Genomic DNA, 25,508 nt, shown 5'->3' with positions numbered 1-25,508 from the left:
TCCCGCCGCGCCGCCCGCGGCAGCAACAGGAGGCCCTCACCATGAACGACGGCACGTCCGCACCGGCCCGGGCCGCGGACGACTCACTCACCCGGCCCTTCGACGGGGCCAGCCCCTACGACGCCTATGTGCACGCGTCCGTCCTGAACAACCTCCAGCAACCCCTCACCGAGGCGCCCGACGAGATGGGTTTCGTCGTCACCACCCAGGTGATGGAGCTGTGGTTCACCCTGATCGTCCACGAGTGGCGCAGCGCCGGCACGGCCTTCGCCAAGGACGACCTGGACGCCGCCATGGACGCCCTGACCCGCAGCCGCCGCGCCCTGACCGCCCTCAACGCCGCCTGGGCGCCCCTGGCATCGCTGACCCCCGCCCGCTTCAACGGCTTCCGGGCCGCCTTCGGCAAGGCCTCGGGATTCCAGTCCGCGATGTACCGGCAACTGGAGTTCCTGCTCGGCGACAAGTCCGAGGCGATGCTCCGCCTGCACCGGGGCGACCCCGACGTGCACGAGGCGCTGAGCGAGACCCACCGCCAGCCGTCCCTGTACGACGAGGTGCTGGGCTGTCTGCACCGGCGGGGGCTGCCGGTTCCGGAGCACGTCAGGGAGCGCGACGTGAGCGCGCCCTACACGTCGGACCCGGGCGTCGTGGAGGTGTGGCGGCTGATCTACTCCGGCCCCCAGCACCATCCGCTGCTCGGCCTCGGCGAACTGCTCACCGACATAGCCGAACTCGTCCTGCGCTGGCGCTTCGACCACGTCATGGTCGTCCGCCGGGCCATGGGCACCAAGAGCGGAAGCGCGGGCTCGACCGGCCTCGCCTGGCTCGAACAGCGCGCGAACAGGCCGGTCTTCCCGGAGCTGTGGGAGGTGCGCGGTGGGGTCTAGGGTGATCTCCGCCTTCGCGGCGGAGGAGGAGCAGCGGGTACTGAGCCTGAAACCGGTGCTGGCACCGGCGCACGGCCGCTACGGCGACCACCCGCACCAGGCCTACGACGCCTGGCCGGCCGAAGACCCCGGCGCCCCCCTGGTGATCCTGCTGCACGGCGGCTACTGGCGCTACGACCGTATGCACCTCACTCCTTTCGCCGCCTACCTCGCCGAGCAGGGCTTCGACGTGCTGCTGCCGGGCTTCCGCCGCTCCGGCGGGGCCGGCGGCCATCCCGAGACGTTCGACGACGTGGCCCGGATCGTGGACACCCTTCCCGCCGGGCGGCCCTACCTCCTGGCCGGCCACTGTTCCGGCGGGCATCTGGCCCTGTGGTGCGCGGCGCGCGGCCTGCTGCCCGCCGGCTCCCGCTGGCACACCGGCACCCTCCCGACCGGCGTGCTCGCACTCGCCCCGATCACGGACCTCGCGGCCACCCGCCGGGACGGCCTCAGCAACGACGCGGCCGTCCAGCTCCTCGGGGGAGAGGCCGTGTTCGAGGAACGGCTGCCCGCCGTCGACCCCCTCACCCTGCTGCGCGGGGCCGGTACCACCGGCGTGCCCACGGTGCTGCTGCACGGAGCCGTGGACGAGGAGGTCCCGCTCACCCAGTTCACCGACTACGCGGCCGTGCACGAGGACCTGAGGACGGTCGTGCTGCCCGGCACCGGCCACTACACCCTCATCGAGCCCGGCGCCCCCGCGGCCCGCGCGGTCGCCGACACCCTGTGGGAGATGTCCGCCCGCTTCGCCGCACCGCGCGCCGGCACCGACACGGCGCCCGCACCCCGCACCGATACCGGCACCACTCCAGGGAAGGCCACGCACCCATGAACGCCGCCACCGCGCTCGAGGACCGGGCCGCCCGCGCCGACGCCGAGGACCCCCTGGCCCCGCTGGCCGAGCGGTTCGTCCTCCCGGAGGGCGTCATCTACCTCGACGGCAACTCCCTGGGCCCGCTGCCCGCCGCCGTCCCGCCCGCCCTCGCGGACGTCGTGGCCCGCCAGTGGGGCACCGGCCTGATCGGCTCCTGGAACGACAGCGGCTGGTGGGACGCGCCCCTGCGGATCGGCGACACCATCGGCCGCCTCGTCGGAGCCGCGCCGGGGCAGACGGTGGCGGGCGACTCCACCAGCGTCCAGCTGTTCACCGCGCTCAGCGCGGCCACCGCGCTGCGCCCCGACCGGCCCCTGCTGGTCACCGATCCCGGCCACTTCCCCACCGACCGCTACCTCGCCGATGCCGTCGCCCGCCGCGGCGACGCCCTGGAGGTGCGCCGGATACCCCCGGCCGACCTGGAGAAGTTCCTCGCCGACGAGGGCTCCCGGGTGGCGGCGGTCAGCTACTCGCCGGTCGACTTCCGCACCGGGGAGCTGTGCGACATGGCCGCGCTGACCGAGGCCACGCACCGGGCCGGCGCCCTCGCGGTGTGGGACCTGTGCCACGCCGCCGGGGCGATGCCGCTGCACCTCGACGCCCTGGAGGTGGACCTCGCCGTCGGCTGCGGCTACAAGTTCCTCAACGGCGGCCCCGGCGCGCCCGCCTGGCTCTACGCCGCCCGCCGTCACCACGACGCCCTCGACACCCCGCTGACCGGCTGGAACGGCCATGCGAGCCCCTTCGCCATGGACCGGGACTACACACCCGCTCCCGGCATCGCCCGCGCCCGAATCGGCACCCCGCCCATCCTGTCCCTGCTCGCCCTGGAGGCGGCCCTCACCGTCTTCGAGGACGTGGACCTGGCACAACTGCGCGCGAAGAGCGTGTCGTTGACGGAGTTCTTCCTGACCTGCGCCGAGGAACTGTTCACGCCGCTGGGCATCACCCCGGTGACACCCCGCGACGCGGCCCGCCGGGGCAGCCATGTGTCCCTGCGCCACCCGCACGCCCTCGGCCTGACCCGGGCCCTGGCGGACCGGGGCGTCGTCATCGACATGCGCGCCCCCGACCTGCTCCGCTTCGGCGTCAACGCGCTCTACACCACCCACACCGAACTGCTCACGGCCGCACAGCGCTTGAGCACCATCGTGCGCGACTCCTCCTACGACCCCGCACCCGCACGATCGGGCCCGGTCACCTGAGCGCTCCTCACGACATCGCCGACACGCCGACACGCCGGCTCACGGGAGCCCTCCAGAGGCGGACGCGCTCTTCGATCCTCGCCAGAGCCCCGGGCACCAGCGACGGTCATCTCGTCCCCCCCACACGCGGCCCACGCAGGCGTCAAAGGCTGGTCAGTGCTTGGGGCGACGTGTTTTTGATCATCGTGTTGGTCCATCGCGTCTGCCGCAGTGTCTGGGGATGACAGGAGGACGCGAGCGTGAGCAGCCGGTGTCGCGAGAGGCCTGCACCGCGGCACGGCTGCCCCACGGATCACCGATCCGGTCCACCGCAGACTCCATCGCGCCCTCCGACCGTCACCCCCGGAAGACCCGTCACCGGTACCCCTCCTCCGTCGGTACCTGACCCGGCCCTGCCGACCGGCGCCACCCAGGACGCGCCCCCGCGCGCTCACTGCCCGGCGGTGCCGGCGGAGGCTGACCGCAACGGACGTGCAGCTCCAGCCCGAGTCGAACCTGTGATCGAATAGGTGGGGGGAGACCCCGCGCCCCACGTCGACGGCGCTTCCCCGCGGGTGCACAGGGGTACCCGGCGGCCATGAACGACAACAAACCTAAGGCTCTCGTCACGGGTGCCTCGAGCGGCATCGGGTTCGAACTGGCCAGGCAATTCGCCGAGAACGGATACGACGTGCTGCTGACCGCGGAGGACGGTGAGCTGCACCTGGCGGCGGACGAGATCCGTGCCCACGGAGCGGCGGTCACGGCCGTCCGGGCGGACCTCGCGGAACCGGGCGGAGTGGACCGGTTGTACGCCGCGGTCACCGCCGAGGGGCGACCGCTGGCCGCAGCGGCACTCAACGCCGGCGTGGGGAAGGGCGGGCCGTTCGTCGAGAACGACATCGAGGACGAGATCCGGATCATCGATCTCAACATCACCTCGACAGTACGGCTCGCCAAGCGGCTGCTGCCGGACATGGTCCGCAGGGGCGAGGGCAAGGTGCTGTTCACCTCGTCGATCGCGGCGACCATGCCCGGCTCCTTCCAGGCCGTGTACAACGCGTCCAAGTCGTTCGTGCAGTCCTTCGCGGAGGCTTTGCAGAACGAGCTCAAGGACTCCGGCGTCACCGTTACGTCCCTCATGCCGGGCCCCACGGAGACGGACTTCTTCCGACGCGCCGACATGCAGGACACCAAAGTCGGACAGCAGGAGAAGGACGACCCGGCCAAGGTGGCGAAGGACGGCTTCGACGCTCTCATGGCCGGCAGGAAGAAGGCCGTGGCCGGCTCGGCCAAGACCAAGGCGCAGGGCCTGGTTAACAGGATCCTCCCGGACAGCGCGAAGGCGGCCGCCCACCGGCGGATGGCGGAACCCGGGTCGGCCGAGGAAGGCACATCCGGAAGGTCCTGAGCGCCCCCGCCACCTGATGCCCCGGCGCCCCACCGATGCCCCTGACCCGCATCACACAGGTCGAAGGCGAGGTAGGCCGGTACCTCCACCGCGGGCCCATGGCTTCCCGGCGGTCAGGGGCATCCCGGTGGGCAGTGGCTTTCCGGCGGTCTCGGGCTTCCGAGGGTCCGGGGCATCCCAGCGGTCAGGGGTTTCCCTGCGGTCCGGGGCATCCCAGCGGCCCGGGGCATCCCGGGGGTTTCCCGGCGGATCCGGCCTCAGCGCCCGAGAGCGTCAGCCAGCTCCTTCTTGTTCATCGACGAACGGCCGTTGATGCCGCGCTTCTTCGCCTCCGCGTACAGCTGGTCCCTCGTCGGGCCCTGGGCGCCGCGGTGCGAGCGCTCGCCGCCCCGCTGGGGAGCGGACTTCGGGTCCCGCGTGGACGTCTTGCTCGCCGTCTTCGACTCGCCGGAGCGGGCCCGTTCCTTGTTCACGGTGCGCGCCGCGATCTCTTTCGCCCGGCTCTTCGAGGCGCCGCGCTTCTCGGCGCTGTCCTTGATGTGCTCGTACTGACGCTCACGCTTCGCACTGGATCCCTGCGGCATGACGCCCTCCTTTCAGGCCGTGCGGCCCGCTCGGTCGCACCGGCATTCCGGTTGTGTTTCCGCGTACCCGTCGTCCGGCGCTCCTCACCCGGCTCCGAGGCGGTGTTCATTCCATCTGATGTGGGGGTCCCGGGGTGTGCGAGCAGGCAGCCACCGAACGGATGAGGAGAGAGCACGGACGAACGTGCGCGGGTGACGGAGTGCGGGACAGGGCGGGTCCGGCAAGGGTCGGGTAGGCGTCGAGGGATGAGCCGAACGCCCCCTCGCCCTCGGCTGCGACGGACTCCCGTGAAGCCACGTGAAGCCACGTGAAGCCCGGCATCGGCCAGGATGCCGATCCGCGACCAGGCTGTCGGCTGCTCGGACCGGCGACGTCACTGGCGGTGCCGGAGCCGCGGACGGCCGGCCGCCAGGTCCACTGTCCCCGGGATCACGCACCGCATCCCGCGTCCACGCAGGCAGGCGCGGGTACGACGGTTGTTGTTGTAGCCCTTGTCGGCGCTGACGCTGTCGGGTGTCGTGCGAGGCCGGCCGGTGACCGGGCGGGGCATCCGGATCCGTTCCCGGTCAGCCCCACACCGGGTGCGGTCGGCCCACTGACCCGGCGCCAGGACGAGCGAGAGTCCTCGGCCCTTGCACAGCAGGTCCGCAGCCCCCCCCCGCACCGCACAAGGTCCGAAACCCTCGGCCCGGTGGCGCCCGCAGAAGCGCGGGCACCATCGGCAGATGCGTCACAAGTGCGTGACCTACGCGTTCGGGTCCCAGTCCGCGAGCTGCTCCATCGGCTCGGTGTCGCCGGTGGTCTCCAGGCCGTCGAGCGGGGTGCGCGCGTAGAAGTAGAGGACCAGTTCGCTCGCTGCGCCTTCTATCGCCATGTCGCCCGGCTCCGCGTCGGCGGCGAGGTCGTCACAGCGGACGCCGGCGGCGTTGAGGGTCAGGCGCCAGGAGCGGCCCTCGGTCGTGTGCAGGTCGATGGTCGCCGCCTTGAACGGCCAGGGAACATTCGTCGCCGACACGGTCGTCAGGAACTCGTCGACGCCCTCGACCGCGACGTCCGTCGGCAGCGGCTGTGCCGCGCCCTGGGTGAGCTGTACGTCATAGGTGTGGACGGCGATCTCCTGGATCTGGTGCCGGGCCACGGCCCCGCTGGTCTCCGGGGCCTGCGAACGGCCCCACCAGGTCCAGCAGCCGCGGTCCGGGCCGGCCGCGCGCATCGCGTCGAGCATGAGCTCGGTCGACTCGGCGAGCCACGCGTCCAGGGCGTCGCGATCACGGGGCGCGGTCGGGGCGCCCCTCGGGTCCGTCCTCGCCGGGGGCTCGACGCCCGGGCCCGCCGCGACGATGGCGGCCTGGCGGCGGCGACCGTCACCGAGGTGCTGCGCCAGTTCGCGCAGCGTCCAGTCCGGGCAACTCGGGACCTGGACGTCAAGGTCGGGGGCGGATGCGATCGCGGCGCGGAACGCGGCCGAACGGTCTTCGATCAGCCGCAGGACCTCGGGGAACTCCAAGATGTTATGCACTTGCGGTTGTGTATCACGGCACTTCGGCCGCCGGACAGCGAATTTCTCCGGCGAACGCGTCGACGGCCGGGCGGAGAGAAAGACCGACCAGGCGGCCGGCCGTCTGCGGCGGGGGAGCACCGGCGACCGGCCCCCGGCAACGGTCGCGCGGGGCACGCTGTGAAAGAAAGTGAGTGCCGCTGTCGATCCAGCCGCGTCCCGTTCGACATCCTGGTGGAGGACGCATCGCCTGCGGGGATGCGACAGGACCAGATGAGGGAACTCATGGATCAGCTGCTGCGAGTGCAGAACTTCACGATCTCCAGCGATGGCGTCGCCGCCGGCGAGGACCAGAGCCTGGAGCGGCCTTTCGGCCACCACATCGATCCGGGAAAGCTCTTCGCCTGGGCCGGCGCCACGGCGAGCTGGCCCAACCGCGCCGAGCCCGGAGGAAGCCGGGGCCTGGACGACTACTTCACCCGGGACTTCAGCCACAACATCGGCGCCGAGATCATGGGCCGCAACAAGTTCGGACCCCAGCGCGGCCCCTGGAACGACCACGAGTGGCGCGGCTGGTGGGGTGAGGAGCCGCCGTTCCACACGCCGGTGTTCGTCCTGACCCACCACGAGCGTCCCTCCTTCACGCTCGGCGACACCACGTTCCATTTCGTGGACGGCGACCCCGCCACCGTCCTCGCGCAGGCGAAAAACGCCGCGCAGGGCATGGACGTCCGGCTCGGCGGCGGCGTGAGCACCATCCGGGAGTTCCTCGACGCCGACCTTGTCGACACCCTCCACGTGGCCGTCGCGCCGGTGAAGCTCGGCTCCGGGCTGCGCCTGTGGGACTCGCCCGATGAGCTGCTGGACCGGTTCCACTTGGAGGTCGTGCCCAGCCCGAGCGGTGTGACGCACCACCTCTTCTGGCGCAGGTGACATACGAGGCGGCCTGACGCGGGGCTCTCAACAAGCCCGACGTGAGTGTTCCCGGCCCCGCGTCCTGGAAGGCGCCCCCGACCACCACGAGGGGCTCAGTGGGGGCCGGGTTCTCCACTACCCGGGCTGCCGCCTGCCGCCTGCCGCCCATGCGTCCCATGTCGCGATGAACCGGTCCGTGCCGTCAGCCGACGGCACGGACCACATCGATCAGTGATGAGGGCCAAGCAATCAGGTGGCCGGGACGGCTGGTTGCTCTCACGACGGGCGCATGGACCGGCTGCGGCGCAGCGCCTGGTGCAACCCGGCCCGACCCGACCCGGAGCGCGGCTTCTGCGGCGGAGGTGGGGATCAGCCACCGTGGTACCCCGGCACGCAGGACGTCGAGGAACGGGAATCGACCGCTTATCGGAAACTTTTGCCCATGCCAGGTAACTCTGGTGTGCGTTTTTGGCGTTGGCTGTGTACGTTCCATGCCGGGGGAGCGAACATCACCGCCGCACGTCTGCCACCGACGTTCTGATCGTCGTCCGGCCATGGACGGCTGCGGGTGCTGGTGGTCGCAGATCTCGTATCTGCCCTGTCCACCGTGCGAAGGAGCTTTTCCGTGGTCACGCCGTCCGGTTGAGGAGCGGTACCACTTCCCGTGGCGTGTCTCGCGCCGACGACCCGGACCCCGTGCGCCCGGCGTCCGAGCGGCACGCGTCACCGATCCAGCGATCTGATTCCGATCTGACTCCGATGTTCTCTCCTGATACTGGAGGCCGTGTGGCCCGCCGTACCCCCGCCCGTCTCGTCGTCGCCGCGCTCGCGGTCCTCAGCGCGGCCGCCGGTCCCTTCCCGGTCGTCGCCCCGGCGGTCGCGGACCAGGGCACCGACACTCCTCTCGCGGCGGAGAAGGTCTTCCAGTCCGACCGTTACGTCCCACGCCGGGATCTCATCCAGTCCGCCGGTCCGAGCGGCTATCTCCATGCCCAGGAGGGCCGTTCCGGTTTGCTCTGGACGTCGTACGGCACCGGTACGACGACCGAGCTGGGGCCGCTGGCGCAGGCGGCAATCCCCGGCTATCTCGGCTCGTCGTCCGACATCGTGACCGAGGTCGTCTCGCGTACCGGAAGGGTCGTCCTTCGCGACATGGCCGCCGGCACCGCCACGGACGTCACGATCACCCACGGAACGTACTGGGCCACCTACGGCACCCATGTGCTGACCCAGGCGCGGGACGCGGACGGAAACCGTGTGCTGTGGCTGTACGGCGGCGACGCACCGGCCGACGGCAGCCTCGTCGCCGGCTGGCCGACCGGCATCACCGCCGCCAACTTCACCGTCCTGGGCGGCGACAGCGGCACGGCCGTCATCAGCTACGTCCTCGGCGGCACGCCCCACCTGGCGCTGGTCGACCTCGCCGAGGCGAAGGTCACCGGCGACATCACGGTATCCGCCACGCCGACCACGGTCGCCCTGAGCGCCGATCGACTGGTCTACGCATACGGCGCCACGGCCCACGTCCTGGACCGGGCCGATCTGTTCGCGCCCGAGACCACGGTCCCGCTGCCCGGTACCGAGGGCACTCCGCAGCTGGGCATCGCCGGCCGCTGGCTGGTGGTGGCCCGGTCCGTGCCGTCGCAGCCGGGCAACCTCGTCGACAAGTCCGGTGAGCCGCTGAGCGCCGTCCCTCTCGCGGGCGGCGACGTGGTCACCCTCCTGCGGCACGCGAGCACCTCGCTCACGCCGACGCCGGACGGCGGGTTGCTGATCGTGGGCGGCGCCGACTCCGGCCACTGGGCGGTGCGCAAGGTCACCGACACAGGCGCGGACACGCCCGTCCTGACGGAGGTGAGCGCCGTGCCGCCGGTCGCCGCCAGGATCGAGCGCATCTCCCTGCAAAACGGCACCCTGGCCACCGACGAGACCGACAGCAGTTTCCTGAACGCCTACTACACGCGTCCGGTCTCCGCCGACGGAACACCGGGCGCGCCGATCTGGCGGACCTGGAAGCATGAGCAGGCCGGCCCGTACGCCACCGGTGACGGCCGCGCGGTGGAGTTCGTCGCCGACGCCGACCCGGACGGCGGTTCCTTGCTGGCCTCCGTCGACCGCTCCGACCCGGCTGGCGCCTTCTACCTTCCGTCTGCTTCCGGCAGCGTCCTGGACATCACCGGCCGGTACGCGGTCGTCAACGGCTCCTCCCCGGCACGTCAGTACGTAGGCGATCTCGCCGTCTACACAGACCTTCGACCGATCGTCACGCGTTCCGTCACGGCCGCCTCGGTGTGGGGAACCGAGCTGTGGACACCAGGCACCACCGCCGGCGTCGTCACCGCCAAGGACCTCAAGACCGGCAAGGCCACCCAAAGCATGAGCACCGGCGCCCCCTGCGTCCCTGAGGAGCTCCAGGTCGTGGGCCGCTGGATCTACTGGGCGTGCGGCGCGACGGGGGCGAGCGGCGTCTTCGACCGTACGGCGAAGAAGAACATCCCCGTCCCCTCCGGCGAGGCTCTGCTCGGCGACGGCTACCTCGTACGCCACGACACCTCGGCCGGGGTACTCCTGCTCACGGCCTTCGCCGACGGCACGGCCGCCGCCACCCGGGAGATCGGCGACCTCGCGGCGGGTGACGGCGGCCTGCGCGGGGTGAGTTGGACGGTGGACAAGTTCGGCGGGCCGGCGGCGTATGTCGATGCCGGCCACCGCGTCCACCTGGTGCCCAGCGGGGTCGCCACCCAGCCCCTCGGCGCCATCGAGTCCGACACCACCGACAACGCCGCCGACAGCAGTGCGGCCACCGCCCCGTGGTGGCAGTGGCGCGGGCTGCTCTCCAAGCCCGCCGCCTCCTGGACGGCCACCCTCACCAGCAAGGCCACCGGCCGGGTGGTCCGTACGTACACCGGCGGCGAGGTCGACGGCACGCTCACGGCGCGCTGGAACCTGCGTGACACGGCTGGTGCGCTCGTGCCCAACGGCACATACACCTTCACGCTCAACGCTGCGCCCGCCGACGGCTCCGGTCCGCCACTGACGTTGTCCCGCGCGCTGACCGTGTCCACTGGCTCCGCCGTGCGGCACGACTTCACCAGCAGCGGCTCCCGCGCGCCCGACGGCGCAGGCGACGCCCTGACCCTCTCCACTTCCGGGGTGGTCGGCTACCGGCCCGGCAACGGCGCGGGCGGCTTCAACGCCGCCTTCTCCGCCCCTGGTTGGCCGTCCACGGTGACACTCGTCCCCTTCGGAGACCTCAACGGCGACCGTCGCGGCGACATCCTCGTCCGGTTCGGCACCGGCGAGCTGCGCGTGTACCGGACCCTGCGCGGCCAGGCCTTCACTCCCAGCACCCCGCACACCTCGCTCGGCACCGGCTGGAACCAGTACAACGTGCTGACCTCGCCCGGCGACATCACGGGCGACGGCCTGGCGGACCTGATCGCCCGCAAGTCGTCCACGGGCGAGGTGTTCCTCTACAAGGGCACGAGCGCGGGAAAGCTGTCGGCGCGGGTACGCATCGCGGCGAACTGGTCGGCGTACAAGAAGATCGTCGGTGTCGGAGACCTCGATGGCGACGGCCGCGGCGACCTGCTCGTCCAGGACAAGGGCAACACCCTGTGGCGCTACGCCGGCAACGGCTCCGGCGGCTTCACCGCGAGGGTCAAGGTGGCCGCAGGGTGGGGAGCGTCGTACAACGTCGTGGCCGGCGTCGGGGACATCACCGGCGACAGCAGGCCCGATATCATCGCCCGTGACACCTCGGGCACCGTCTGGCGGTACACCGGCAACGGCACGGGAGCGTTCGGCGCCCGCGTGAAGATCGCCACCGGATGGGGCGCGTTCAAGGGCATCTTCTGACGGCATCCCCGCACAGTGGAGTTGCGGTCGACGGCGGCTGCCAGGCCGCCGTCCTCTCCACGACCCCGGTGGCGGCCCACCCGCCCCGGGGACCATGCCCTGGCGGCAGGTGCTCGCGGTCGACCGCCCCGCAATCGACTCCGGATCCGGTACAACCGGCAGGGAATAGCCATTATCGCCTGAACTGTACGATCCATGATCGAGCAGCGCGCGGGGTCACCCTTGCAGTGAAAGGTTCAGTGGTGGAAGTCTCTCGGTTTCGTGAACTTCTCGGTCGGCCTCATGTCGATGGTGTGGTGGAGCATGACTGGCTGTTCGTCGAGCAGCGTTACGGGCTGGTGCTGCCAGAGGACTACAAGCATTTCGTGACTGCCTACGGGCCCGGATGCGTGAATGATCAGTTGTATGTATTTCACCCAAGAGCGGCCGGGGATGGTCGCGGGCTGCGACTCGAGATGCTTTGGGAGCAAGCGACTGCTGCCTATGCGGAGCTGCGTGAATCGGCGCCCGAAAAGTATCCGTACTACGTACACCCGGCGCCCGGAGGGCTGATTCCCGTCGCTCGGTCGACAGCTGGCAACTATGTTTTCCTGAATCCTCCGCAAGACGGTGTGGAACATTGGTCTGTGGTTATCGATATGGGTCAGTGGATTCAATTCATGATGCCCTTCACCGAATTCTTGTGGGCTGCAATCCGTGGAGAGTTGGTAGCTCCGATAGTGGAGGGTGACCCGACTTATGAATCTGTTGGACTGATGGAGGCATAGGCAGGAAACCGTTTTTGGCCGGGTGTGGCGGTAGTGGTAGTGGTTTGGGAGCGTGAGGCCCATGCAACCAGCAGTGCCGTGTAAGCGCGGGCCTAAGCGGCGATCTGGTACGGCGCTGTAATGCACATCTTCGGGAGTGGATGATGGCTTGGGTTGAGAGGCTCGCGGCAGCGGTTGCGTGGCAGTCGAGGGAGCTGGAGATCTCGTGGAGTGAGATCGAGCAGCGGCTCGGCGTCGAACTTCCCGAGGATTTCAAGTCCTTCTGTGAATGCTTCGGGGTCGGTCAGTTCAATGAGTACCTCGAGGTCTATTCGTCGCCCGGCGGTAACAACCTGGGAATCCTTGACAGGATGGCTCGATTCCGGCGTATCCTCACGCAACACCCCGTAGTTCGTGGGGTTTACGAGCCATACGGCCTTTTTTGGCCCGGTAGGGGCGGGCTGCTCCCTTGGGGAATATCGGAGACAGCCGCAGAATTCTACTGGCTCGCTCGTTACGACATCCAGCCTTCCGATTGGCCGGTGCTGGCACGCCAGGAAGGCGGCCAATGGAAGGCGTATGGGATGACCATGTCAGAATTCACATACAAAATGCTTCTTGATGTGACCTTGCGTGGCTTCACCATTGCCGATCTGGTTCCAGATCCCTTTTATGACCCCGCTCCATGAAGTGGGTGACGGCTAACCTGATCTTCAACGTCTGTGTCGTCGGCCAGCTGCTGAACAGGGTCGAGACGACGTGAAGCTGCGTGAGATCGTTTCGGCATGCGCCTGGTAGCTGACGGAACCACGCCGACGGTGATCAACCAGCCGAACCGTCACGGGCTCAGCCCGGTGAACGGGGCTGGCCAAGACGGCTCCGCCTCCGTCATCACACCAGCCACGGCAAGGCCATCCCCCGTCAAGATCGCCAGGGTCGGAGGTCAGTCGATCAACAACTCGTCAAGGCGGTGGACGGAACGCGGCGTGTGCATCTCATCGGCCATCACTAACAGGCTCGCGTAGTACTGCCGGGTGAGGGGTGGAGCGTCCTCGTAGATCCACGAGCACATGGTGTCGAACGTCAACGCCTCCTCACCATGTGACAGCAGAAGGCGCACATCCGTGATGACCGCCTCTGAGGTCAGTGGCGGGTGAGGTGGTCGGTCTGGCCCCAGTGCGCGAGCCGCAGGTGGTGTCCGTCGCCTCGCCAGTGCGTGACGGAGGCGTTGGGGACCGGCGGCAGATCGTGAGGGACGGGCGCGCCGATTCCGGCGAGCACGTAGCGCAGGGCGATGACGACCGCGTCGTGCGCGACGAGCAGGACGCGGCGCCCGGCGGCGGCCCCGGTCAGCTCGGTGGTGAAGTCCCGTATGCGCAGGGCGACGTCGGCGAGCGCCTCGCCGCCCGGCGGACGGTACGACCACTCGCCAAGGAGAGCGCGGCGCGCGGCCTCGTCGGGGGCCCGGGCCGCCAGTGCGCCCGGTGGGTAGAGCTCGAAGACGCCCATCTCGCGGTCACGCAGCCGCTCGTCGACCAGCACCGGCACATCCGGCGCCGCTGCGGCCATCGCCTCCCAGGTCTGCCGGGCCCGCGCGTAAGGAGAGCAGACCACCAGGTCCGGGCCGGTACCCGGAGCGTGATCGGCGAGCCAGCCGGTCAGCGTACGAGCCTGGGCCCGTCCCAGCGCGGACAGCGGCACGTCGCTGTCGCGGCCCGTGACCGGCAGATCGGCCGAGCCTGTGCGCTCCGCCTCGGCGAAAGCTACGTTGGCGGTGCTCTGCCCGTGCCGCACCGCCCACAGCGCGGCCACAGTGGACTGCGGCAACAGTGCACCACCACGGTGGTGGTCCTGGCCCGGCAGTGCGGCCGGCGTGGCTGATCCGGGTTCGTCCTGGTCATCACGGTGCGGTGCGGACACAGGGCCTCCCATGTGGATTTCTCATGATCATGACTTGTATTTCCCTTTACCGGCAGCGGAGTTGCCGTCCGACAAGCCCAGTCCGGCTCGAGGCCCGCGACCGCGCTCAGGGCCGGAACCACCTCGCAGGCGGGGCGACTGCTCGCTGCCGGGCGCGGTGGACCGATCCTCGGATGGCCGTCGCCGGCTCGCGCTCCGCGCCTTCCACGACGCCACCCGCGCCAGCTACCTGACGGGTCAGCACCCGTGTTCTGCTGCCAAGACCCGGGGCCTGGCGATGTCGGTGGGACGCTCGAGGGTGTCCAGGAAGGCGCCGAGCTGCTCGCGCTCGCAAGGGTGGAGAGCGAGGTAGGTCTCGACGGTGGTGCGGACATGGTCGTGCGACAACGGCATGGGGCTACCTCGGAGGTGCGTGGGCGGGAGGGGGCGAGGCAGGGTGGTGGTCGTGTCAGCTCAGCTGCACCGCCTCTGCCGGGATCTCTTCGATGGCGGCGAGGCGAGCGGTGGGCAGGCCCCACTGCTCGCGTGCTGTCTCCACCGCGAGCTGGGCTTGCCGCGCGCCGGGCGGGCCCCAACCCAGCAGGGCGGCTGCCTGGGCGGGGGTGGCGAGCAGGCGGGCGAAGGGGTGGCCGGTGGCGGGGTCGACGGCCGCCGGCCCGATGGCGGTGACCCGGGCGGCCAGGCGGAGCCGGGCGTTGGCCCCCACGCCGCCGTGGACCTCGCCGGTCTCGTCCAGCACCCAGCCCAGTCGTACCGGATCGGCCAGGGTGAGCTGGGCTTCCTCGGCGGCTTCGCGGTGCAGGGTGTCCTCAGGTGTCGCGTCGGTCGTCTCCACGGTGCCACCGGGCAGCATCGGCAGTGCACCCGAGGGGCCGGGGTCGGCAACGAGGACGACTCGGCCGTCGGGGACGAAGCACCACCCCCAGGCTTGCCGTACGGGCAGTTGTCCGGGAACGGGGCCGCGGTGGAGAGGGCTGTCCCACAGGGGCCGGTAGCGGACGTGGACGTCATGACGATCCAGCGCCGGGGTATCGAGGATGTGCCGGCCGTCGGCGAGGTGGACGGTGGCGGTGTTCCCGAGCCGGGCACGGTAGGCGGCGAGCATGATCTGCGCGTCGACGGGGCGCAGCCGCCGTACCGCGTCCCGGGTCTCCAGGAAGGCGAACTCGGACAGTTCCTCGCGCGGCAGGCGGATTGCCTCCACCTGGTCGGGAGTGAGTGTTCCGCCGTCGAAGACGTAACGGATCTCTCCGGGGCAGGGCATGCCGGGCTGGGTGTCGGGGTGGTGCGGCGAGAGGGAGTGGACGGCGAGCACGCCTGTCAGGAGCAGGTCTGCGAGGCCGAGTTCCTCGGTGATCTCGCGTCGGCAGGTGACGTGCGGGTGTTCACCGGGTTCGACGACGCCTCCGGGCAGCAGCCAACGGTCGTCCTTGCGGTAAGTGGGACGCACCAGGAGGATGCGGCCGACCTGGTCGGTGATGATCGCGGCAGCGCCGAGCCACACCGCGTGCCGGGACACCGCGCGCTGGGTTGCGGGCGGGGCGGTGCGCGGTGCGCTGGCATCCGGAGCGGGGAAGGGAGTGGTCATGTGGCTTCTGCCTTTCAGGACGGCGGGCGGGCGTGTGTTCGGTGCGGACCTGGTTGTGGCGGTCAGGCGGCGTCGCCGCGCATCCGGCGCTGAAGGTCCCACACGGTCTGGGAGAGCCCCGGCTGCTGGGTAGGTTGTGTAGGTGTCCTCCCGGACGATCTGTTCCTGGTCCGTGACCAGCAGTGCCCCCTGCCTGTGGAAGGCGCGGGTGAGGACCAGACGCTGCCACGGTCCGCCGGAGAGATGCTGCCCACCGAACCATTCGCTGGTGAGGAGGGTGTTGTTGCCGCCAGTAGAGGCCCGGCAGCGTCTCCGCGGCGCCGGACGCCGCACGCGGCGAGCAGGCCTGCGTCAGTGGTGTCGCCCTGCGCGAAGGTGATGTTGTCGCGGTGGTCAGCGGCAGGTACGTGAACTTCTGCGGGACCAAAGCGACGTAAGTCCAATCCCTCCACGGCAGGTCACGCGCTGGTGCGTGCCCCGACCGCTGCCAGTCCGTAGGCGAAGGAGGGATCTCCCTCTCCCGGGGGCACGGTTGCAGCGACGGCGACATAGGCGGCCCGGGAGGCATCCTGCGGACGACGCTCGCTCGCTCCGTGCCCGCGCTGAACGACCGAGACGAACCGATACAGGGCAACCAGCCGCGAGATCATCACCTCCCAATCACCCGCACGACCGGCCAAGTCGTGCAGTCGTGCAGCAGCACGACCGGCTCCTCCGGCCCGCCCCGGTCCCGGCAGACAAGCCGAACCCCGTCGTGCACCACCACACGCTCGGACCACACCACGACCGCCCCCAGGAATCGTCTCGTCCCGATCATGCCCTGACAACCCGAGCCGCGCTCAAGGCCACCCTCAAAGCCACCCTTCGCGAAGGCGCGCCGGTATGAAACACCGGCCACGCCCGCGGCGACGGTGCCCTGCGACCGCAGCGGGGCAACTGCCACTGTCAGACCCAGGTGGCAGCATCACTGAAGAGGACGCACTGAGGCATCCTCAACTGACCTCCGTAGCAAACGAAGAGGAGCATTCCCCTTGCGACTGCATCGCGTAGCGCCCGGCATTGCCGCGGGCATCATCGCCCCGGCCCTCCTGCTCGCCACCCCGTCCTTCGCCGCCACGGCGGCACCGGCCGCGGTGACGGTGCCCGCGGTGTCCTCGTCCGCGGACGAGCCGGACGCCGACGACCTGAAGGTGGCCATAGCCCGGATCCTCGCCGACCCGGACAGCGGGCGGCGTGTGACACGAGAGGCCAACGCCCTCCTGGACGCCAACGACCCCGAGGCGATGCGTGCCTGGCTGGAGACCGGCTACCGGATCGCCCAGGCCGAGGACGACCTCGTCGCCATCACGCGCCTGCTCGCCGACCCCGACAGCGGCCGGCGCGTCATCGCCGAGGTCAATGCCCTCCTGGACGCCAACGACTCCGACGCGATCCGCGCCTGGCTGGAGACCGGCTACCGCATCGCCCAGGCCGAGGACGACCGCGTCGCCATCGCCCGCATCCTCGCCGACCCGTCCATCAGCCCGGCCCTGCGCGCGGCAGCCAACGCCGCCCTCGACGACAACACACCCGAAGCACTGCGCCACTTCCTGGAAGTCGGCAGGTACCAGGCCGCCTGACCGGCACGGCGCCGCACCACAGCGCGTCGCCCGTGCGGCACCCCATGCCGCACGCCCGGTCGCCGGAACGCGAGAATCCGGGTGGGGCCGCCTGCACCTCTGTGTGCCGGCGGCCCCGCCCGGCAGGCCCTCCGCCGGCTCGGCACCCTCCGCAGAGCTCTGTGGTCTCGCGGCCCGATGCGGCATGGGCCGCCGACACCTCCGACAGCAGAAAGCACCTCCTTCGATGACCACACAGCCCCCACGCACCAGGCGCAGCGGTCCGCAGTCCGCTTCCGTCGTGACCGACCTGCCGTTCAAGCCTCAGCTCGTCAAAGCGGTGTTCAGGGACGTGACCCCGCTGCACGTTTCTCTGTCGGCCGCGTGGGCCGCCGCGTCGGTGACGCGGACCGTGCTGACGGAGATCATCGACGGCGCGAGAAGCGCGGCGGCCGAGGAGGCCAGGAAGAAGCTGATTCCGAAGGACCTCATCTCGGCGATCGACCGGAACATCGAGGTGGAGGTGGGCTCGGCGTGGTACCTGCACAGCCCGACCTTCCACGGCCTGATGGGCGAGGTGCGCAACGCCGACGGTGCGCTCGTGTCTCTTCGTGAGCGCCGCGGGGCGTGTACACCGAGTGGTGTGGCTGGGGCCCATCGGTTCGAGGCCGGGGTGAGAAGGCTGCTGGGGAGCCGGGGGGTGAGGGCGGTCCCGGCGATGGTCCGCGACCTGGACGGAATCGCGAGCGTGTTCCTGACGGCCCTGGCCCAGGACGCGGCCAGGGTCGTCCGCGAGGGCGGGGTCAAGCGGTTCGGGACGGTCAGTCTGGTGGTGCCGGGTGAGCCAGCCCCGGCCCCGCGGCTCAAGGACCCCCTTCTCGCCCTGTCCACCCGTCGCGGGGACGGGCGGACTGTAGGCGGGGACGACGTCCTGGCCGCCGTCACGATGCAGTTGTTCGGCGTTCTCGGACAACGCGCCATCACCGAGGCAGCCGAGTTGACACGGAACACGTCGGCCAACTGATCGAGCCCGTCCCTGCACTCTGCCCAGTGCCTGAACCGAGTCCCGGTTTCTGAAGGTCGTTCACGGTAAAGGTCTCAGAACTGGCCGCCGAGGGTTCCCACCGGTGATCTCCCCTTCGGTACGCGGGTGATCCCGGTGGTGAGGGTAGGGCGCGTCAGTAACCTTGTTGAGGCCGCCAAAAGATCCGTATCGCGGGGGTGCATCTCTTTGCCCGGGATGCAGGCAGTGGTCTGCCCAATTCGCTGGGCGCGCCACTGCCTGACGTAAATCTTCGGATGGCGGTCTACCGGGACTGGCGGAACACCCAGTCCCTGATGCCGGGAATGCTGTAGGCGTACTTCCAGGTGCCGGTGTGCTCGGAACCGGCGCCGCCGCTGCTTCCGGCGACGGTTCCCTTGAGGAAGGTGGTGTATTGCACCGGTGCCTTCTGGGATGTGATCGCGCGGACCGCGGCAGCGTACTCGGCCTGGGTGAACTGGGCGTCCCAGCCCGCCGCGGTAGCGATCTTCGTGCCCTCCGCCTTGATGACCTTCATGATGGCGTTCTCGCCGGGGAACGCCTTGGTGTCGCCCTCGGAGACGTGGACCCACATCTTCTTGCCGGCGAGCGGAGAGGCCTGCTCGGCGGGCCACTGTCCTGCGACGATGTACAGGGCCGCGAAGACGTCGGTGTACTTGATGCCGAAGCCGAGCGACATCATGGCGCCCATCGACTGACCGGTGGTGTAGCGGCGATCGGGATCGATGCCGTACTGATCGGTGAGGTGTTCCACCAGATGGATGGTGGTGTCGAACAGGTCGGTCGGCAGGTAGTCGTCCTCGACGACCACGCTGGGGTACTGCGGTGCCAGGACGAAGCACTCGTGCTTGGCCTGGTCTTCGGGTGAAGCCCAGACCACGGCGCCCAAGCCCTGGACCAGAGGCCCGAGGACGGGGGCTCCGACGACGCTCGCGTCGTGCATGAAGAGGACCAGTGGGTACTTCTTGTGCGGGTCGTAGTCGCGGGGGACGTAGAGGTTGTACGGGAGACTCTCGCCGGTTTCCGGGTCGTCGAAGGTGAGCTGGCGGAAGTCGTCCACGACGGGGTTGACCACCTTGTCAGTGGTCAGCGCGGTCCCGTCGGGTTCGTAGCGGCGGCCGGTGGTGGTGTAGACGCTTCCGGTCTGGGTCACGGTGGCCGAAGGAGTGCGGAGGGTCGGGCCGCTCTGTGCAGCGGTGCCCGCCGAAGCGGAGGCGGTGGGGGAGGCCGTGGGAGTTCCGCCACCGCCACCGCCGCCTCCTCCTGTGGACCACAAGGCGGCGCCGGTGTCGTCGGGGGACAGCTCGACGATCACGAAACGCCCGTTCTTGCCCCGGTCGCCTCGCTCAGCGCTGTCGTTCGCGTACACGCCAGTGATCGTTCGGCCGTCGACGGCGAAGGTGGATGTCGTCAGGTGGCGGCTGCTGACGTCGTGGTCGTACTCGACGGCCACCGCGACGAACTTCTGGCCGTCTCCGTAGACCTGGGTGATCGCTGTGGCGCCCTGGACGTGGTCTCGGCCGGCGGTGGAGCTCCCCTTTCCCTCGGTCGCCGCCGAAGCCTGGTAGGCGGCTCCGCCGGCGACCGCGATGCCGGTTCCGACGGATCCCGCTATGAATGCACGCCTGCTGCTCAACTGAACTCCTTGCACGTCAGGTTTCATGATCGGTGACCCGAGGGCGCGTAGTCGCGCAGTCATGTTCCACGACATTCATGAGTGAGGACCTGCCGCAAGCAATGGAAATGCTGTGAAGATCCTTCTCTGAATTCCCTGTGCGTTTCTTATGATTCACTCGGGATGGGAATCGATGTCACGGAACGCGCATCTCTGCGCTGCGTTCAGAAGGTTCGGTGGCGTGCCGTCATGCGTCAACGTGCGGGGCGTGAAACCTGAGATTGCAGCCCGCGAATTGCTGATCAAAGGGACCGCTGTGATGCTTCCTCGGTGTCAGGGCACCGCTGTCAGCCGTAGCAATTTCTGTCCGGTGGCTGAAACCGCGTCGGTCGATCCGCTTTCCTGTGGAGGATTTTGATATGTCGCAGCGGCACGAGAACGAATTCGACGGATATGGCTCCTTCCCAGTGCTGAGGCGCCGCACCGTCGTGGCGGCGGCGGCCGTGGCCGCAGCGGCGACCACGGTGGTGGGCGCAGCGGGTTCGGCCGGCGCCGCCACCCGGACGAAGAACGGTCTGCGGGTCGGTGCGGGCAAGGCGAAGTTCACGCCGGACGCCTCGATACTGCCGCTGGACAACTTCACCTCCGTCCACGACGATCTGTACGTTCGTGTCCTGCTGGTGGAATCCACGTCCCGCAGCTTCGTTCTCGCGGTACTGGACCTGACCTCGATCAGTGCCGAGGCGGTCGCCCTCATGCGGACGGCCATCACCGCCGCCACCGGCGTCGCCGCCGCGGACATCATGGTGACCGTCACCCACTGCTTCTCCGCGCCGCATGTCGCCGCGAGCACCGCGTCGGCCGGGGCCGCCGCCTATGTGCGGGCCATCGCCGCCGCGACCAGGACCGCCGTGGCCGACGCCGTCGAGAACCTGCGGAGTGCCCAGGTCGGCTACGGCTCGGGTTCAGCCGACGTCAACGTCAACCGCAACGTCTTGACCGCCGATGGTTACTGGCTGGGCGTCAACGAACAGGGCACATCGGACGACGGCGTGTACGTGGCACGCTTCAACGACCTCGACGGCAACCCCATCGCCGTCCTGACCAACTACAACGTCCAGTCCTGCGTGATGCAGGACTCGAAGACGGCCGACGGTAACCTGCCGATCACCTCCGACCTGGCCGGCGCCGCCATGGCCCATGTGGAGAGCCAGTACTCCGGTGCGGTCGGCTTCTGGCTGGTCGGGGCGTGCGGTGACCAGTTCCCCGCTTATCGTGCGAAGCGGTACACCATCGACAAGGACAAGGGCTGGACCTACGGCGTCGACCTCCAGGACGCCGGGTTCGCCCTGCTGACCGCGCAGAGCGAACGTCTCGGCAACGAGATCGTCCGCGTCGCTCAGGCCGTCACCCGCTACGAGAGCGGCAACAATGTCTCCGTACGGCTGCTCACCGACACCGTCACCACCACCCAGATGACCACCGACCACCCCGACGGACCGGTCAAGACCGCCACTTACACGCCGACCGTCAGCGTGGACATCCCCCTCTGGGTCTTCCAGGTCGGCAAGGGGGTCTTCGCCGGCGTGGAGCCGGAACTGTCCACCAGCACCGCCATCGCCATCCGTGAGAACTCACCCTTCTCGAGCACGTTCGTCATGTCGATGTTCGAGGGCGGTGCCAAGAACATGCCCGACCGGTGGAACTACGACCACTACACCTACGAGGCCAGGGACGGCTTCTACGTGCAGGGCACGGCGGAGAAGGTCGCCGCCCGCATCGAACGCCTGATCAAGTCCCTGGGCTGACAGGAGACCTTCCTTCGAAGCCGCTGCCGGGGAGCGCAGTACCGGCGGCGGCCCTCAGTCTGTCGGCCCCCCCCACGAGCGGAGGCGGGCTACAGTGCGAGCAACCTTTCTCCGTCCGCCCGAATCCTCCATGCTCGAGGGGCGCATCGGACGCGCCCGGTGTTCCAGTACAACAGGAGCTGGTTCGACGTCGGACGTTCGGAAACACCGCTGATCGAGTCCCTGGACCGCCGTGCCCGAAGCAGCAGGGATCGGTGCCCCCGGTGTCCAGGAGCAGGACGGCGGTTCGGCCCTCGAGCTGACAGCGGCGAGGGGCGGCCCGTGGAGCCTGCGGACATCGTGGTGCCCGCCGCTCACTGCGAGATCGTCCACAGGATCCCGATCGACCGTACGGAGCGGCTTGCCGGACCAACGGAAGCAGAAGTGCGGGTGTCGCGACTACCTTCGTCGTCGGATGTACCAACCGGCGGCCAGCACGATGAGGATGGCAACGACGAAGGCCCACACGGTCGTTGCGCCGTGGTACGAGCGGTAGGCAATCAGAGCAAGCATGCACAGGCGGATACCCCGGCCGGGTGGCTTCAGCCCCGAGGGCGCCGGCAGTTCCGGTTCTTGTCGTCTGCATGGGGCGGACCGTGCACACACCTCGGCGGCTTACGGTCTCGGGCTGACCCTGCGGCCGGTCGGCGTCCCGTGGTCGTCCCATCTCCCGAGCAGCAGGCTGCCGGGAGCGGCCACCGGGGCCGGTGACCGTCCTGACGATCGCCTCGGCGGTCTCATGAACCCCAACCCCTTGCGTGCTCGTGGCCGAACTCGTCGTCGGCGGACGCCCGGTGCATGGTCCTCGAGGCGATGAGGGGGTGTCGGCCAACTCTGATGACCGTCATTCGGCGCGGCGTGCCTCTGCACTAGGGTGCTCGCTGCGCCGAGCCCTGGGGAGATCATGAAAGTCGCCGACGAGTCACCGACGTCGATCCGTACGCTGGCGAAGATCGCGGGTTTCCGGCGTTTCGTGTCGGCCAATCTCATCTCGGCCACGGGGTCCGCGATGGCCCCTCTTGCCCTGGCCTACGCCGTCATTGAGCAGGGCGGTGGCGCGGGGTCTCTCGGTGTGGTGCTTGCCACGAACACTGTCCCCACGATCGTGTTCCTGCTCGCGGGCGGCTTGTTCGCTGACCGGCTGTCCCGCAGCTGGCTCCTCTTCATCGGGAATCTGCTGGCGGCAGGCGCGCAAGGTGCGTTGGCCGTCACCGTGGCCACCGGACATGCGACGACGGTGTCGATCGCAGCATGCGGTTTCGTCTCGGGAACTGCGGCGTCGTTCACCGTGCCGGCTGCGCAGGGCGCCGTTGCGCAGATCGTTCCGGAGCGGCACCTGCAACAGGCCAACGCGTTGCTCAGGCTGCCGAGCAACGCGGTCAAGGTGCTGGGTCCGGTCGTCGGCGGTGTCATCGTCGCCGCCAGCGGAGCGGCATGGGCATTGGCCTGGGACGCGCTCACGTTCGCCGCCGCGGCCGTTCTGCTTCTGGGCCTGCGTCTGGAGGCCCCGCTCGTCGCACCTGGCGGTGTCCTGAGCGACCTGCGGGCGGGCTGGGTGGGCTTCTGGTCGCGTACCTGGCTGTGGACCTATACGGCAGCCGGCACGGTCCTGGTCGCGGCGTGGCTGGCGGGTTTCCAGCTTCTGGGCCCACTCGTGGCCGCGGCGCAGTACGCCGGAGCCCGCGACTGGGGCCTGATCCAGGCGGCCTTCACGTGTGGTCTGCTGGCGGGGACCGTCGTCTGCCTGCGCTGGAAGCCGTACCGGCTGCTCATGGTCGCGGTCGTCACGGCCGGTGCTCTCGCGCTCCCCTTGGCCGCTTTGGCCTGCACGGTGCCGCTGTCTCTTGTCCTGCTGGCCGCTGCACTGGCAGGGGTCGGGCTGGACGTCGCGATCGTCGCCTGGAGCACTGCGTTTCAACAGCATGTGCCTCAGGCGGAACAGGGCCGCATGAGCGCCTTCAACGGCGTCGGGGAACGCCTCGCCATTCCCCTGGGGTACCTCATCACCGCCCTCGCGGCCCACTCTTGGAGCAGCCAGGCAGTGCTGCTGACGTGCGCGGGATTGATTGTTGCCGCGACCGTCCTGAACCTCTGCGTCCCGGCTGTGTATCGCATCAACCGCCTGACACCAGTCGATCAGACGGCAGCCGCAGACGGTCTTCGCACGGTGGAGCAGGCGTAGTGGCCACGACCACGGCCACGGTCACGGCCACCACGACGATGCCGGCGGTCCGGTGATCGGCGACCTGCGAGCAATCGTGACCAAGCCCTTCTGAGGGGGCCGTTGGAGGCACCGGCCGGGCTGGGAGTTCGAGCTGTGCCGCGAGCGGCGCCTCACGGTGGAACAACGAAGCCCTCATCGCGTTGCTCACCCGTCTGAGGTGGGGAATGCCGATGCAGGTCAAGCGCCCACCGCGCGTGCGAGCCATGCGTCAGCGGCGGGGGAGCCGCATGGATCGGCTGGTCGGCGCGGCTCTGGTCGCAGCGGCTGCCGGCCGTGAATGTGCCGGTCGATGCGGACCGCCGTGGACGTATCCGTCGACGGCGGTCATCGAGCCCGGGCGGCGGGGCGGCCGGGCGGGGCGCCGGAGTCGCTCCGGGCCTCTCTGGTCGTTGCACCGCTCGGCGACCGAATGCCTCTCCAGCCGACAGCGACCCGCGTCACACAAGAACCGAACCCGGACCGACGATCTTGACATGCGATCGGTCAATACTGATGATTTCATCATGTCGGCAGTTGCGGGTCGGCCCGGCCGCAGACACCCTGTCCCGGGCCAGTGGAGGGAAGACCTATGACGCACGAGCCTCCGCTCAGCGGAGCCATGGACGTGCACGCCCACTACATCACCCCGCGTCTGCGCACCGAGATGGAGAGGGCGGGTCACGGCGGGCCGGACGGCATGGCCGCCATCCCCGCTTGGAGCCCCGAGGATGCCCTGTCCGCCATGGACGCGACGGGTATCGCGGCGGCCTTGCTGTCCGTCTCGTCGCCCGGCGTGCACTATGGCGACGACAAGGCCGCCCGGGAACTGGCCCGGGTGGTGAACGAGGAGGGCGCGGCACTCGTCCACGAGCGCCCCCACCGCTTCGGCCTTCTGGCCACACTTCCGCTGCCCGACCTGAAAGGTGCACTCGTCGAGACGCGACGCGCCTTCGACGAACTCGGAGCCGACGGCATCACCCTCCACACCCACTACGCCGGGTGTCACCTGGGTGATCCGTTCTACGAGCCGCTCATGGCCGAGCTCGACCAACGCTCCGCTGTCGTCTTCCTGCACCCCACTTCACCGCCGTGCTGGGAAGCCACCAGCATGGGCCACGCGCGCCCCATGCTGGAGTTCCCCTTCGAGACCGCCCGCGCCGTCACCAATCTGGTCCTCAACGGCGTCCTCGACCGATACCCGCGGATCCGCTTCATCGTCCCGCACGCCGGAGCCGCCCTTCCGGCCGTCGCCGACCGCGTCGCAGCCTTCGCACTCACCATGGGCGGTCCGCCCGTAGACGTTCTCGGCGCCCTGCGTCGCCTGTACTACGACCTCGCCGGCTTCCCTCTGCCGCGGCTGCTGCCCGCCTTGCTGACGTTGACGGACCCCGGCCACATCCTCTACGGGAGCGACTACCCCTTCACGCCGGACTGGGTGGTCCACGGCCTGGCGGAGACACTCGTATCCAGCGCGGTGCTGACCGCGGAGCAACGGCAGTCGGTGATGTACGACACCGCCGCCTCCCTGTTTCCTCGGTTCACGTCGCAGCCGTAGTGCCCCCACCCGGTCGCCGCTGAAACGGGGGTGCTGCGTCCCCGTCCTTCGAGTCGGAGAGGCGGATGACCAGGGGAGCCGGATGTTGCTGGCGATCGCCGAGGATGTCGTCCAGACGACGGAGCCTGACACCGGACTGC

Annotated in this window: 20 protein-coding genes and 1 pseudogene; 14 read left to right on the top strand and 7 right to left on the bottom strand. The window is 69.6% G+C overall.

Annotated elements, in window-relative coordinates:
* The first annotated feature begins 41 nt into the window (after window positions 1-41).
* The 4 genes from AOQ37_RS37630 to AOQ37_RS37615 all read left to right on the top strand — a co-directional run bounded on the left by AOQ37_RS37630 (window position 42) and on the right by AOQ37_RS37615 (window position 4,398).
* Entirely contained in the window at window positions 42-887 is an 846-nt protein-coding gene (locus AOQ37_RS37630) for a tryptophan 2,3-dioxygenase (RefSeq protein WP_062651634.1), read from the top strand.
* Window positions 877-1,761: an alpha/beta hydrolase family protein gene (locus AOQ37_RS37625; protein WP_062651632.1), complete on the top strand. Its 885-nt coding sequence runs from the start codon at window positions 877-879 to the stop codon at window positions 1,759-1,761. Before AOQ37_RS37630 ends, AOQ37_RS37625 begins: the two co-directional genes overlap by 11 nt.
* Window positions 1,758-3,008: a kynureninase gene (gene kynU, locus AOQ37_RS37620; RefSeq protein WP_062651630.1), complete on the top strand. Its 1,251-nt coding sequence runs from the start codon at window positions 1,758-1,760 to the stop codon at window positions 3,006-3,008. Before AOQ37_RS37625 ends, kynU begins: the two co-directional genes overlap by 4 nt.
* 577 nt (window positions 3,009-3,585) lie before the next feature.
* On the top strand, window positions 3,586-4,398 hold the full coding sequence (locus AOQ37_RS37615) for an SDR family NAD(P)-dependent oxidoreductase (RefSeq protein ID WP_062651628.1): 813 nt from the start codon (window positions 3,586-3,588) through the stop codon (window positions 4,396-4,398).
* A 257-nt stretch (window positions 4,399-4,655) separates the two neighbouring features.
* On the opposite strand, the gene AOQ37_RS37610 is transcribed toward AOQ37_RS37615, so the two are convergent.
* The gene (locus AOQ37_RS37610; RefSeq protein WP_062651626.1) at window positions 4,656-4,982 is read right to left on the bottom strand and encodes a hypothetical protein; all 327 of its coding nucleotides are present in this window, start codon (window positions 4,980-4,982) and stop codon (window positions 4,656-4,658) included.
* A 746-nt stretch (window positions 4,983-5,728) separates the two neighbouring features.
* Window positions 5,729-6,502 carry a maleylpyruvate isomerase N-terminal domain-containing protein gene (locus AOQ37_RS37605; protein ID WP_062651624.1) on the bottom strand — a complete coding sequence of 258 codons (774 nt, stop codon included), beginning with the start codon at window positions 6,500-6,502 and terminating at the stop codon, window positions 5,729-5,731.
* Window positions 6,503-6,766: 264 nt separating this feature from the next.
* On the opposite strand from AOQ37_RS37605, the gene AOQ37_RS37600 reads away from it, so the two are divergent.
* From AOQ37_RS37600 to AOQ37_RS37590, 4 genes are all read left to right on the top strand, one after another.
* Complete coding sequence (locus AOQ37_RS37600) at window positions 6,767-7,414, top strand: dihydrofolate reductase family protein (RefSeq protein ID WP_062651622.1); 648 nt, start codon at window positions 6,767-6,769, stop codon at window positions 7,412-7,414.
* Window positions 7,415-8,182: 768 nt separating this feature from the next.
* A complete protein-coding gene (locus tag AOQ37_RS37595; protein WP_062651620.1) occupies window positions 8,183-11,254 on the top strand; it encodes an FG-GAP-like repeat-containing protein in 3,072 nt (1,023 codons plus the stop codon).
* A 242-nt stretch (window positions 11,255-11,496) separates the two neighbouring features.
* Window positions 11,497-12,021 carry an SMI1/KNR4 family protein gene (locus tag AOQ37_RS40680; protein WP_159401441.1) on the top strand — a complete coding sequence of 175 codons (525 nt, stop codon included), beginning with the start codon at window positions 11,497-11,499 and terminating at the stop codon, window positions 12,019-12,021.
* A gap of 143 nt (window positions 12,022-12,164) precedes the next feature.
* Window positions 12,165-12,689 (top strand): SMI1/KNR4 family protein, encoded by a 525-nt coding sequence (locus tag AOQ37_RS37590; RefSeq protein ID WP_063781242.1) that lies wholly within the window; start codon window positions 12,165-12,167, stop codon window positions 12,687-12,689.
* A 254-nt stretch (window positions 12,690-12,943) separates the two neighbouring features.
* On the opposite strand, the gene AOQ37_RS40675 is transcribed toward AOQ37_RS37590, so the two are convergent.
* The 4 genes from AOQ37_RS40675 to AOQ37_RS37580 form a co-directional block, all read right to left on the bottom strand.
* Window positions 12,944-13,129, bottom strand: a complete 186-nt coding sequence (locus tag AOQ37_RS40675; protein ID WP_267888032.1) for a MafI family immunity protein — start codon at window positions 13,127-13,129, stop codon at window positions 12,944-12,946.
* Window positions 13,130-13,143: 14 nt separating this feature from the next.
* A complete protein-coding gene (locus AOQ37_RS37585) occupies window positions 13,144-13,827 on the bottom strand; it encodes a histidine phosphatase family protein (RefSeq protein WP_062651616.1) in 684 nt (227 codons plus the stop codon).
* A 330-nt stretch (window positions 13,828-14,157) separates the two neighbouring features.
* A complete protein-coding gene (locus AOQ37_RS40225; RefSeq protein WP_199825150.1) occupies window positions 14,158-14,313 on the bottom strand; it encodes a hypothetical protein in 156 nt (51 codons plus the stop codon).
* Window positions 14,314-14,368: 55 nt separating this feature from the next.
* Window positions 14,369-15,508, bottom strand: coding sequence for an NUDIX hydrolase (locus tag AOQ37_RS37580; RefSeq protein ID WP_062651614.1), 1,140 nt, complete (start codon window positions 15,506-15,508; stop codon window positions 14,369-14,371).
* A 1,031-nt stretch (window positions 15,509-16,539) separates the two neighbouring features.
* On the opposite strand from AOQ37_RS37580, the gene AOQ37_RS37575 reads away from it, so the two are divergent.
* Together AOQ37_RS37575 and AOQ37_RS37570 are read left to right on the top strand one after the other, a co-directional pair.
* Window positions 16,540-17,127, top strand: a complete 588-nt coding sequence (locus tag AOQ37_RS37575) for an ALF repeat-containing protein (protein ID WP_062651612.1) — start codon at window positions 16,540-16,542, stop codon at window positions 17,125-17,127.
* Window positions 17,128-17,353: 226 nt separating this feature from the next.
* Window positions 17,354-18,130 carry a hypothetical protein gene (locus AOQ37_RS37570; protein WP_062651610.1) on the top strand — a complete coding sequence of 259 codons (777 nt, stop codon included), beginning with the start codon at window positions 17,354-17,356 and terminating at the stop codon, window positions 18,128-18,130.
* 283 nt (window positions 18,131-18,413) lie between these two features.
* Here the strand turns inward: AOQ37_RS37570 and AOQ37_RS37565 are convergent, their stop codons facing one another.
* A complete protein-coding gene (locus AOQ37_RS37565; RefSeq protein WP_234437147.1) occupies window positions 18,414-19,784 on the bottom strand; it encodes an alpha/beta hydrolase family protein in 1,371 nt (456 codons plus the stop codon).
* Between the two features lie 398 nt (window positions 19,785-20,182).
* On the opposite strand from AOQ37_RS37565, the gene AOQ37_RS37560 reads away from it, so the two are divergent.
* The 4 genes and pseudogenes from AOQ37_RS37560 to AOQ37_RS37550 all read left to right on the top strand — a co-directional run bounded on the left by AOQ37_RS37560 (window position 20,183) and on the right by AOQ37_RS37550 (window position 25,368).
* Window positions 20,183-21,571: a hypothetical protein gene (locus tag AOQ37_RS37560; protein WP_062651606.1), complete on the top strand. Its 1,389-nt coding sequence runs from the start codon at window positions 20,183-20,185 to the stop codon at window positions 21,569-21,571.
* Between the two features lie 303 nt (window positions 21,572-21,874).
* A pseudogene (locus AOQ37_RS41670) lies at window positions 21,875-21,961 on the top strand (GntR family transcriptional regulator); the annotation flags it as partial.
* Between the two features lie 553 nt (window positions 21,962-22,514).
* Window positions 22,515-23,792 carry an MFS transporter gene (locus tag AOQ37_RS37555; protein WP_062651663.1) on the top strand — a complete coding sequence of 426 codons (1,278 nt, stop codon included), beginning with the start codon at window positions 22,515-22,517 and terminating at the stop codon, window positions 23,790-23,792.
* Window positions 23,793-24,402: 610 nt separating this feature from the next.
* A complete protein-coding gene (locus tag AOQ37_RS37550) occupies window positions 24,403-25,368 on the top strand; it encodes an amidohydrolase family protein (RefSeq protein WP_062651604.1) in 966 nt (321 codons plus the stop codon).
* The last annotated feature ends 140 nt before the right edge of the window (window positions 25,369-25,508 follow it).

The sequence above is a fragment of the Streptomyces maremycinicus genome (assembly GCF_001184025.1).
Taxonomy (GTDB): domain Bacteria; phylum Actinomycetota; class Actinomycetes; order Streptomycetales; family Streptomycetaceae; genus Streptomyces; species Streptomyces maremycinicus.
Note: the sequence above shows the minus strand (reverse complement) of the source record. Positions and strands in the feature narration are given on the sequence as shown.

Coding starts and splice junctions, on each gene's coding strand:
- kynU (WP_062651630.1), top strand. CDS start 1,758: ATGAACGCCGCCACCGCGCTCGAGGACCGGGCCGCCCGCGCCGACGCC.
- AOQ37_RS37580 (WP_062651614.1), bottom strand. CDS start 15,508: ATGACCACTCCCTTCCCCGCTCCGGATGCCAGCGCACCGCGCACCGCC.
- AOQ37_RS37550 (WP_062651604.1), top strand. CDS start 24,403: ATGACGCACGAGCCTCCGCTCAGCGGAGCCATGGACGTGCACGCCCAC.
- AOQ37_RS37570 (WP_062651610.1), top strand. CDS start 17,354: ATGACCACACAGCCCCCACGCACCAGGCGCAGCGGTCCGCAGTCCGCT.
- AOQ37_RS37560 (WP_062651606.1), top strand. CDS start 20,183: ATGTCGCAGCGGCACGAGAACGAATTCGACGGATATGGCTCCTTCCCA.
- AOQ37_RS37600 (WP_062651622.1), top strand. CDS start 6,767: ATGGATCAGCTGCTGCGAGTGCAGAACTTCACGATCTCCAGCGATGGC.
- AOQ37_RS37555 (WP_062651663.1), top strand. CDS start 22,515: ATGAAAGTCGCCGACGAGTCACCGACGTCGATCCGTACGCTGGCGAAG.
- AOQ37_RS40225 (WP_199825150.1), bottom strand. CDS start 14,313: ATGCCGTTGTCGCACGACCATGTCCGCACCACCGTCGAGACCTACCTC.
- AOQ37_RS37610 (WP_062651626.1), bottom strand. CDS start 4,982: ATGCCGCAGGGATCCAGTGCGAAGCGTGAGCGTCAGTACGAGCACATC.
- AOQ37_RS37630 (WP_062651634.1), top strand. CDS start 42: ATGAACGACGGCACGTCCGCACCGGCCCGGGCCGCGGACGACTCACTC.
- AOQ37_RS37590 (WP_063781242.1), top strand. CDS start 12,165: ATGGCTTGGGTTGAGAGGCTCGCGGCAGCGGTTGCGTGGCAGTCGAGG.
- AOQ37_RS37615 (WP_062651628.1), top strand. CDS start 3,586: ATGAACGACAACAAACCTAAGGCTCTCGTCACGGGTGCCTCGAGCGGC.